The 11860-nt window shown below is 32.2% G+C and carries 4 protein-coding genes and 2 tRNA genes; all 6 read left to right on the plus strand.

Annotated elements, in window-relative coordinates:
* A partial coding sequence (gene pgk, locus ACMUOV_RS04530; protein ID WP_413853925.1) for a phosphoglycerate kinase occupies positions 1-216 on the plus strand: 216 nt, incomplete at its 5' end.
* Positions 217-281: 65 nt separating this feature from the next.
* Positions 282-587, plus strand: coding sequence for a preprotein translocase subunit SecG (gene secG / locus ACMUOV_RS04535; RefSeq protein WP_413853926.1), 306 nt, complete (start codon positions 282-284; stop codon positions 585-587).
* Positions 588-596: 9 nt separating this feature from the next.
* Positions 597-678, plus strand: a tRNA-Leu gene (locus tag ACMUOV_RS04540).
* A 49-nt stretch (positions 679-727) separates the two neighbouring features.
* Positions 728-799, plus strand: a tRNA-Gly gene (locus tag ACMUOV_RS04545).
* Positions 800-1120: 321 nt separating this feature from the next.
* Positions 1121-1741, plus strand: coding sequence for a hypothetical protein (locus ACMUOV_RS04550; protein ID WP_413853927.1), 621 nt, complete (start codon positions 1121-1123; stop codon positions 1739-1741).
* 31 nt (positions 1742-1772) lie between these two features.
* Positions 1773-11860: hypothetical protein (locus ACMUOV_RS04555; RefSeq protein ID WP_413853928.1), on the plus strand; the 10088-nt coding region annotated here is incomplete at its 3' end.

Below are 11860 nucleotides of genomic sequence, written 5' to 3' on the forward strand. Positions count from 1 at the left end.
GAATTTTCTAAAGGAACGGTTGAAATTGCAAAATTGGTTGCAACAGCAACCGATAACGGTGCAATTTCGGTAGTAGGCGGAGGTGATTCCGTTTCTGCGGTTAAAAAAGCAGGAGTAGATAAAAGAATTTCTCATGTTTCTACAGGCGGCGGAGCATCCTTGGAATTTTTGGAAGGGAAAGATTTGCCGGGAATTGCAGCATTACCTGCAAAATAAAATATAAGTTAAAAAACAAATGCCTATTGACAATAGGCATTTGTTTTTGATACAATAAGGAAATTATGATACTTTATTACTTAGTTATAGCATTACATTTTATAGTTTGTGTGGCTTTGATAGTTATAGTTTTGCTTCAGGCAGGTAAGGGTGGCGGAATGGCAGGTATTTTCGGTGGCGGCGGTTCCGATCAAATATTTAGTGCCCCAAGCGGAATGGCATTTATAAAAAAAGTTACTGTTGTTTGTGCTGTTATCTTTATGTTAACCTCATTAGCATTAACTTTAATGTCAACAAGGGTAAGTATGCAATCGGTTATTGATCAAATTTCAAATATTCCGGTTGCTTCTTCACAACAACCGTTGGAATAGCAGCAGGTTGCTGGGGTGGCGGAACTGGCATACGCGCACGCTTGAGGTGCGTGTCCTTAACCGGATACGGGTTCAACTCCCGTCCCCAGCATAGTTGTAGTTTTAAGTTTAAAGTTTTTTATTAAGTTTTATATAGTAGTGCGGGTGTAGCTCAGTGGTAGAGCGTCTCGTTGCCAACGAGAATGTCGTGGGTTCAAGTCCCATCACCCGCTTTTTTCTTTTTTTGAAGAGCTTTGTGAGAAAAAATCTGCCGTTTGTCTTTTGCCGTTGCCGTTCGTTGTGTCATTCCCGAAGGTTGTAGTCGGGAATCCAAGTTGTTTTGTTATTGCTGTCGTTGTCGTTCGCCGTTGCCGTTAAACCTATAACCCCATAACCTGTCTTTATAACTTCTCAGCTTCTCAGCTATCAGCTTCTCAGCTAAAAAATCGCAAAGCGATTTTTTTAATTTTTCACAAATTTTTCACATTTAATGTTTGCAATTTTTTTTAAATGTGTTATAATATTATAGGAAAACTGTTAAACAGGTTTAAAAAATGAAAATATTATTTACTAAACCATCATCTTTAATACGTTTATCGTTTCCGAAACTTATAACCGGAAACAGTGTTAAAAAAATGCTCTGCATTTTTTTAGTTGCTGTAATGTTTTTTAACGGTTTTATTCCAAAAAGTTCCGAAGTAAAAAATAATTTTTTTATGGCATTAAGTTGTGTAGTGCATAGTGCAATATTTGATGTGTTTAGCCGGTGTAACGAAGCAATAACGGTAATATCAAATAAATTGGCACACGAACTTATTGAATTGATAGTAGCAGAAACAGGTTCAACCAAACCTGTTGATAATAAAAATGAAAATAATCAACAGCCGGTTCCGGCAAACACATCAGCCGATAGCGGAATAGTAGCGGAAAGAACGGTTGGTGAACAATCTCAATTTAGCATAGTAAAAACAACGGTAACATATATAAGTTTTATAGCTGTAACCGACTTGTTCAGATTATACAATAATATTAAAGTTTATGACGATAAAACTACTGCTGCGGTATTTATGTTACTTTTGATATTATTTGCTATTTACACTACAAGAATAAAAGATATAATAAATAATATAAAAAATATTTTATGTTATAGAGAGCCGGCTTGCATATTAAAATAATTGCAAGTCGGTTTTTCTATTAGGAGGAAAAATGAATATATTAAAAAAACTTTTTGGTAAGAAGGATAAGGAAAATAAGGTTAAACAATACTTCAAAACAGGCTTGTTTAACAAGTTTATTGCAACTTTAGTAACAGTTTGTTTTGTTATAAGTATAGTGAATTTACCTGCATTTGCAGATAAAAAAAAGAAAGTAGATGAGATAATTGAAGAAGATACGAAAGCCCAGGAAGTCTTAAATGGTGGAGACAAGACTAGTGACAGTGTAAGGATTATGCAGAGTCTTGCAGACAATGTAGATTTGAAAGAAAACGTAATATGGAAAAAAGGTAAAGATGGCAAAAAGGAAGTAGTAGGTACATGGGACGGTAAAGTAGCAAAAATATGGAGTGGTGGAAAATTTGTTGAAGATGAAGCATATACTAAAGCAATTAAAGCAAAACTTGGTATTCAATCAGATGATGACGAACAGGCAACAAAACCTGAAGAAAATGATACAGATATTTTGGCAGCAGATATTGAATTACAAACTGCAACAGATTTTTTTGGTATGTTAGGAGATAATACCAAAAATATTTTTGAAAATTACGTTCAAAAAAGTCCCTTTATGGCGGTTGTAGGTTTTCTGGTTGGTAAAATAGTATCATTTTTATCGAATAACGATAATAAAATCAATAATGGTGAAAATGAATTAAAAGTATCACCTAAAGATGTAGACAGAGCATTGTATAATATATTTAAATCTTACATAGACGAAGATAGCTTTACAAGTGAAGTTGAATCTGTAACCACTGAGCCGAAAAATGAAGCCAATGAAAATCAAGCAAAAGTAGAAGTAAAACCGGAAGAACAACAAGTAATGGTAAAAGCGGATATGCAAAAAGTTGTTGAAATGGTTGAAAACTTTTTAAATGAAAATCCCGGACATGTCGGAGAAGCAATTGCAAGGAAATTTTTAGAAAAAGCAAAAGAAGGTTTTAACAATGATAATAATGGCGACACTTTTGATTATAAGAAAACCAAACAATATCAAAGTTTATCAGATGAACAGAAACAAGCGATAGATAATAAAGTTAATGAATTGCTATCGGAAGGAAGTTTATTAGAAAGAGTTAAAGCTATAATAGCAGAAAATCCTCAGAAATATCCAAAATTAAATGAAGCATTACAAAAATTTGAGGAAGAAGAAAAAGCTAAAGGACAAGCTCAAATTCAGCCTCAAATTGAAGAAGAACAAACAAATTTAAATAAACAGGATGATAATTTACAACAAAGTCAGGAATTATCAAATGAAAAAGGACAAGAGTATGAAGAAAAAATAAATAGAACTATAAAACTATTTATGGATTTAGTAAAAGAAAAACAGGATGATAGTTCACAAGAAGAAGATCAAATAACAAAAGAAATAAAGCAAGACTACGGAGAATCCGGGTATAAAGCATTAAAAGCATTAACGGATAAAGCAAACAGTGAAAGAGAAGAAGGTGAGCCGGAAATAACACTTGAACAAGTATATAATGAATTCAAAAAAGCCGGTGTAACAAAACAAGACTTGGACAAAAATAAAGCTGCAGAAACAATAATAAATCAATTAAATAGCGGAACAGAAATAGTAAATTCTGATGCTGTAGCATTAGCAGAGTATACAAATACAAGTAAAGTAATGGCAGCAATACAGTTGATAGCAGCAGATGTAGCAGCGAGGGTATATGCACTAAATAACAAAGCTGAAAATAATATAATAAAAACAAGTGTTAGTAGTTTATCAAGTATAGCATCTAAGATAGTATCTGAAATAGCTTCCTTAGTTAAAAAAGAACCAAGTATAGATGATAAAATAAAACAAGAGTACGGAGAAAAAAATTATAAAACACTAAAGGCAATAACTGATAAATTAAACAGTGAAAGAAAAGATGGTGAACCTAAGATAACCCTTGAAGAGGTATATAATATATTCAAAGAGCAAGGAGTAACAAAAGAAGATTTAGAAAAAGCATCTGAAGTATTATTAAGTCAAATAAGTAACGGTGCAAGAATAATGAACTGTTCTGCAGGTTCTCTGGCCAGTTATTTAGGTATAAGTGAAATGATAGCGGCAGTTCAACAGTTATCGGTAGATATCGCAACCGGAACATTTTTAATGAACAACAAAAAAGGTGACAAACAAATAAAAACAAGTATGGAAGCTCAGCAAAAAGTATGCGAAATAAACGGTAAGAGTTCTAAAGGATATAAATGTAATTTTGATGATTTTGTTGCAAGTTTGAATCCCGGTGAAAGTGCAATAGTTTGGGTAAACGGTGACCATTATATAACAGTAAATAAGAAGGAAGATGGGTCATTTGGAGTAACGGATATAAATGTAAATAATGGAAAAGAAGTCATATATAGTGAGAAAGAATTTAGAAAATTAATGAATAATGAAAAAGCTGTAGGTAGAGATGCTAAAACAGGTAAAAAAGTAGAGTGTAAGGGATATAAAGCAACAGATGAAAATGGTAATGTAACAGTATTAACGGATTCCAAATCGGTAGCCAAAAAAGGAAAAGAATTAAGTAAGGAACAAATGAAAGAAATTGCCGGTGCAAGCCATACGGAAACAGTAACTGAAACAGTAAAAGTGCATATAGTGGAAACGTTTACAGTATCATTTACTGTATCGGTTGACGTAGAAATATTACCGGGTATTTATATTTCTTTTAGTTTTGAGATAAGTTTTGATGTAACAATTGAATATGATGTAGAGATTGAAGTTACATATGAAGTTGAAGTACCGGATGAAGAAGACTTAACAGAAGAACAACAACAACTCCCTGAAGAAGAAAAACAAGAATTATTAGAAGAATTAAGACAACAAGCTATAGAGGAAGAAAGACAGCGTATACAAGAACAAATAGATAGAGATCAAACACCTGATTATATACAAGAACAAATAGATGCACAAAGACAAGATCCAAATAGTGACTTTAATAAAAAGCTACAGGAACAACTTAATAATCCGAACAGTGATATAATGAAACAAATACAGGAGCAATTAGCTAATCCAAACAGTGACATAATGAAACAAATACAGGACAGAATACAGGAACAATTGAAAGATCCATCCAGTAGCCTACTTCAACAAATACAGAAACAGTTACCGAATGGTGTTAATATAGATCTAGGTAATATAAACATAAAAATTAATGATATAAATTTACAAAATATAAAAGTTAAAGATGATAAAACTCTTAATGCATCACAATTGCCTGATGGTTATACACTGGGTAAAGATTCAGGAGGTAATCAAACAATAACAGATACAAATGGAAATACTGTTAATGTAAAAGATTTCAATTCTCCTGCTGATGCAATAAAAACTTTACAAAGGGCAAATGAATTGGGTGGAACGGTAGACTCTGACGGTAACATAAAGTTATCTAACGATCAAGTTATATCTAAAACTGATATTTTAAATGATGATAGTTATAAGGAAATAAAAGGTTTATGGGATGAAGCAAAAAATCTTCCGAATTCTAAAGATATTAAATTGGAAAAACCTGCAAATTCAAATGGTAGTTGGGGTGTTAGTGGTCCTGGTATAAAAGGAATTCAAACATATTCGGATATAGTTAACTCGGATAGAGGTCTTAAGGGATTTTTTAGTGATGTTGCAACTGCCCAAAAGTCAGATTCTGATTTAAAAGTAGGTGTTGAGAAAAATCCTTCCAATGGCAAAGGAACGGTTTATTTTTATGGTAACAATTTATCCAATAATCATCGTATTTCATCACAAGATATACATAATAGTGTTAAACAATCTGGTTTAACAATGTCGGATTTTGCTACTGCATATAAACAGGCTAATTCGTCAAATACAGATTTAAAAGTTGGGATAAAAAATGGTCAATTAGCTTTCTTCGGTAAACATATTTATGGTGGGGTTCAACTGGTTTCATCTATTGTTTCCGGTGGAGGAGCTAAAGCTTTGGCAAACTATGGACAAGCTTATAAAGTTGCATTTGATAATAAAATAACACTTGGGTATGATAAAACATGGAACAATTTTGTATTTTATGATAGCAAACAGCACATGGAAACAGGACGTGTAAATATTAATGCAGGTAATTCAAATGCAATAGCAGCTTTTGGTAATAGATATAAAGCTGTTTTGGCATCAGGAACAGATGTTAAATTCACAGAGGATGGTAAACATTTAGTCGGGAAAAACATCGATGGAAAAATTGATATAACGACAGGAATTTTTGCTAATGGTGATACTAACATAAGTAAATTGAAAGAATTTTTGAATTATTATAAACAATTAGAAGGAACAGATTTAAAGATTCGCCAACAAATGGGTAATGGTGGTAGTTGGAATGATCACTTTAATGTTGTTGGTGGAAATATCGTTAATGCAAAAGGTGAAGCTGGATGTGCCAGTTGGAATTCCGTTTTTGACGGGAAGGGTAAAACAGGTTTTATTGCTCAATATAAATTAATACAAGGTGGCGATACAAACATATGTGTAGGTAACGGTGGTGTACCTACTGGATATTATGATTCTAAGTCAAAAAGTATGTTAAAAGATGGGTCCGGTAATAATATATCCTATAAAACTGATACCGATACTTTATCAATATTAAAAGAAAAAAGAGTACAAGAATGTCGAAATAAGTCAAACAGCGTAGATATGAATGATCCTAAACAAATTAAAGAGTTCTTCGAATTTTGTGGGTATAATCCGGATTTAATTTTCCAAGCATGCGATACTAACGGAGATGGTAAGCTAACAGGCAACGAAGCTAAAAAATATGATGATTTATATACTAATGGTGATGATAGTATTTATAATCATGATGATACAACTCACGATCAACATAGATTGGCAGAAGGTAGAAGAAGCTATATAAATGACAGTGAAAATAGTGATATTTTCCCGGGGAAAAATGTAGATGAAAAATATAGTAGTTTAACAATAGACGGTTCCGGTGCAATTATTGATTCAAACGGTAATGGTTATATGCCGGTTATAGTAACAGATAAAGGAAACGATACCGGAGAAGTTGGAAAAGTAGAAATGAGAACATTTGATGCTTCAACATCATCTGTAATTCATGGCCCTTATGGAGATTCTGTTGTTTATGGATATGTAACCGAAATAGATAATGGTAAAGGTGAGTCTGTTCCTATTATAAGAAGAGATTTTACGGGTGACCATGCCGGTGAGTCTATAGGATTTTTAATGGATGATAGAAGTTCAATTTTTGAACAAGGTTCCGATGGTAGCAATGGTAGTGGTAGTGGTGGTGGAAGTATGCAAAGTGTTCTAACAGCTGGAGTAATAAAAGGAAATGATAAAGATGGGTGGACACTTAGTGGAGCAGGAAGTTATTTTAGTATAGTAGATGGTGAAGCAAAAATTATAGGTAACGGAACAAGAGCTTTAGAAGGTTCTGAAATAGGTTTAACTGCTACAGATGCGGAGGGTAATGAGCATAGTTCAACAGTTAGGGTAACATCTAACAGCTGTTATGTGTTTACCGAAAATGGTTGGGAGTCAGATACGGGAGAATCTTCTTTTGAATTTTTAGGAACTCCCGAAGAAAATAGAGCATTTGTTGAGGCAAGTTTTTATCAAGCAACCGGTGACCAAATAAAAGACGGTGAATTAGATAATTTTAACTTTACAGGTACGTATAAAGGAAGTTTTTATAATGTTGCCGGTATAATGAATCAGGAAGGTGTAAAGAGCTTTATTGTTGAAGGTTTTTATGGTGCTGATGGTAAAGATGGTCCTAAAGCTTTGGAATCAACAACTTTTGAAGTTTCAGTTGTAGATATAAATGGAGGAATGTTCAGCTTTAAATGTACTCAGGATACTGAATTTGCTGTTCCTGAAGATTATATAGATGATATAGGGTCAGAAACTTTCACTATTGAAGAAGGTGGTTATGCTACAATGGCATATTACCTTGCACAACATCCTGAAAAAACAATAACAGTTAATGGTGAGGAATTGTCAGGATCTGCTGTATATAGTGAATATGGTCAGGATAACAAGCCGGCAGAAGGTGCTGTGGTAGTAGGTTATATGTATTCTTTAAATAAACCAATAACTTGTACAAGTGAAAATGGATACATTAGTCAAGATGTTTTAGACCAAACTAAAGGTGATGTTAAATGGGAAAAAGGTTCTCTTGTAAGTGTTGATTTTGGTAAAGGTACATTTAGTGTAACAGTGGGTGTTTTATCAGTTGATGGATTAACACTTAGTGCTGAGGAGTTTAACAAACTTACAGGTAACAAAGGTGATGGTGAGGAAGAAAATCAAGAGCAGAATGAGCAAGATAAAGGTATAATTAACCTTAATCCTTTCTTTAAAAGTGCTGGTATTACACAAGAAGGTAACAATGTAAAAATATCGGGAACATTCTACTGTGTGTCAGGTAATACAACAGTTAATGGGCTTGTTGCAGCATTATATGCACCTAAATCAACATTAAATAAAGAAGATTTAACTCCGGGTGGTGCGGATGTTGACAAAGTAGATGAAAGTGGAAAGCCAACAGGTGAAAAAACAGGTTCAAGTAAGTTTGATAATGAAGTAACAGTTGGTAAAAATGGAGAATGGGAAATTAATGATGCTAAATTTGAATGGAATTGGGATTTGTTTGATCCAAATAGTGAAAATAGCAAAAAATTTAATAATTATTTAGGTTTCACTGGCGGTCAAATTTATGCCGGTGTAGAAAGTTTGGTTATCAACTCTCCAATTGTTGTGTTGGCAGATTTTGTTAATACTAAGGTTTTTGGTAATGAATCGTTTATAGAAGGAAGAGAGAGAGAAATAACAAGGCTTGCTTATGGCGTTGATACAACAAATCAAGAATATGCTGCTGAGTCTACGCAAAAAGTCTTTGTTGTTAGTGCAGTTGTTGCGGCAGCTATAGCTATTGAAGTTGCTACTTTGGGTATGGCTACCCCAGCAGTTCTGACACTGACTACAGGTTTAATATTTGCAACAAAAGTAGCAGTAGCAGCAACAAGTGTATATTTTGCTTATGTAGCCGCAAATGATTGTTATGATACGTATAAAGCGTGGCAAAAAGGAGAAGCTTCTACATTAGATTTTGCAAAAAGTTTGGGAATACTTGCATTAACATTTGTTCCTGGTGCAGGTACTTTGTTAAGAGAAGCAGGTGCTGTTGCTAAAATGTCTAAATTTATGGAAGGAAGTAGTTTGTTGTCAAAAGGTATTAATTACAATATTAAATTTATGAATAGTGGAAAGTGGATAGGAAAAATACTTGGAAATTATGAAGGACAATTTGTCAGTATGTTCACTAAAGAAGGACAGAGGATGTTGGATATAACGTTGGAAGGTGGAGCTGATGCATCTTTAAAAATGGCAGGGGAAGGTATAAATCTAACACAAGGAGCAGTTACCAATATTACAGTTGGTAGCGTCATTAGAGGAGCAGGATTGTTAGTCTTTAATATAGCGGAATCTGGTTTAGCAATGGCAAGGATAGGGATAGAGTTTAATATAATAAACAAATATCTTATTAGTCCATTGGCAGATTTAGTTGAAGGTAAAGATGGTAATGGTATTTTGCATTTTATGAAACAAGGGTTAGGTGGGGATATAGATAATGTGTTTGAAGTAAATTTAGCAAGTAGTTTTGAGTTTGGTATTATTATGATGTTGACAATGCCTCTTGCTCAGGGTGTTTTTAGCCCTCTTCTTGAAAATAGTAGGTACGCAAGTTTTTCAAATAGACTTTCAGGTGCAAATGAACTTATGAGTGAAGAAATGACAGCTTCAAATTACTTGAAAGGAACAGTAAAGAGCAAAGCTTATGGCCTTTATGACTTTACAATAAAAAGACAAGCTTTGACAACAGTTTTAACTGCTATTGGAATTCCTCCTGAATTAGCACAACAATTATCATTCTTGATATTACCTGGTGGGGCAGGTCCAGGAGAAGCAAAGGAATTTAGAAATGCAGAAACTGCAAAAGAAATTTCAAAAATAGATTTTTCACCGAAAGGTATAGAAAAAACATTTAATAAACTCGGAATAGAGGTTGATTCTGTTAAAGTTACTGGAGATAATTTAAGAAATATGAAAGAAGGAGAAGTGATAAAAGTTGAATATTCCGGTAAAGAGTATGAATTTAAAGATATTAAAGATGTTCAAAATTTTGCAGTTACATCAGAAATTATTAGAAATACTAAAGTTGGTAGTGACTTAAATATTGAATTTAGTGAATTGCATGAGATAATAAAAGATTTATCAGAAAGAACAATTAAAGAAGGTTCTGTAGCTGAAGATTTCGAAAGATTATTAAATGTTTGTGCAACAGAAGCTTTCTTTAAAGATGTAAAAGCTATAAAAGAAACAGTAGATGGAATAAAAGGTAACGAAGGCAATGGAAGAAGGGAAGCTTTAGTAAGAAGAGAAATTGGAAAAGAAGGAGAAGGATTAGAAAGGACTTTAACTGTATCCAAAATAGCAAGTCACTATACTTCAATATTCTCTTCTAAGGGATTAACCGATCAAGCAAAATCTATAATTTTGGATAAATTATTTGAGTATGGAGAATTTATTGAGGACGGTAATTTTGTTTTTGATACAAAAAAAGAACTAATGGAAACAGAAAATGGTAAATTTAGTAATTTTGAAGATGTAATTCTAATTTTAAATTTATCTTCAATTTCTCCTGAAATAGCAAATATGTTTAAGTTAAAAGAAGTAAAAGGAGAAATAGAAAAATATAAAGAAAATATTGATAAAAAAGAAGTATCAGATAACTTGTATAGTAATGATAAAACAATACAAGAAAATGCAAATGAAATTTTTAAACAAATATCAATATTATCTTCATACACGGAATTTACCGGTATAGAATTTAAAGAAGTTTTATCGGATATTATTGATGGTATTACTGAATCTCCTATGGCAGAAATTAATGAAATTAGGAATGAACTTATATTGCAAAATAATAGTGGTTTAAGTGGAATGTCAGTAGAACAGATAAAAGAAATTCTATTAAAAGAAATTCTATCTCCTAAAGAAATGGAAAAACTAACAGCAGAAGCAAAAGAAAAATATACAAAAAAATATGAAAAAGAATACAACGAGTATGTTGATAAGTTAATTATAGAGAAATATAAATTAGATACTGCTGAAGTACAGGCTAAATTAAGTGGATATGATATGAAAAAGCTTGTGGAAGCTAAGAAAAAAGAATTAACTCCCGAGGAAAATAGACAATTAAGAGAAGATTTTATTAATGAAAAAGAAAAACAATGGTCAGATACAACCTTAAATTTACAGAATACTCTTAGATCTACTGGAAATATGGATTTAGTAACAGGCAAATTAAAGAATAAATTAGCAAATAGTAGTTTGGCTGAAAAGACGGTGGAAAATAAAGGAAAAACAGTAGCAGAAAGGATTATGATAGATTTTGATAATGCAAATTATTTGCTTGATCTTGGGGTATTAGTTAATACGGAGCAAGCCATAGGTAGTTTGTTAGCTATTGAAAGTATTAAACAAATAGAAACTGAAGATGTATTTAGACATATTGAAGATTTAGGAATAGATTTAGAAAATATCAATTTAAAACTTGATTTGTTAATTGAAACCGCAAAGCAAGAGGGTGTTTCTTATGAAAAAATTAGTAAGTTGAAACAGTTACAAGAAAAAATAAATTCTTTACAACAAAAACTTAAGGCTGAAACGAAACAAGTTGAAACAGGTAAAGAAGTTGACATTAAAGGTGCTTATGATCTTTCGAATGCTATAAGGGAAGGTAAAACTGATAAAAATATTGATACTAAAATTAAAAATAAAAAAGGAGAATTAAAAAGAGCTGGATTTGATATTGACTATTTAGAAGGAGATATCAAAATCCTTGATATAAAACAAAAAATTAATGAATTAGATAAAAAATATGAATCAACCAAAGATGAAAAAGTAAAGAAACAAAGAGATTTGTTACAAGAATATGAAAGTTTGATAAAGGTAAAAGGATATAATCTTACATCTTATTTTAACAGTAATAAATCACTTTTTAATAAAGATAAAATGGAAGATGTTACATTAGGAGATGTATTATCAGAAAATGA

Origin of the sequence: Candidatus Ruminimicrobium bovinum, from assembly GCF_902760015.1 — a bacterium.
Classification (GTDB): domain Bacteria; phylum Elusimicrobiota; class Endomicrobiia; order Endomicrobiales; family Endomicrobiaceae; genus Ruminimicrobium; species Ruminimicrobium bovinum.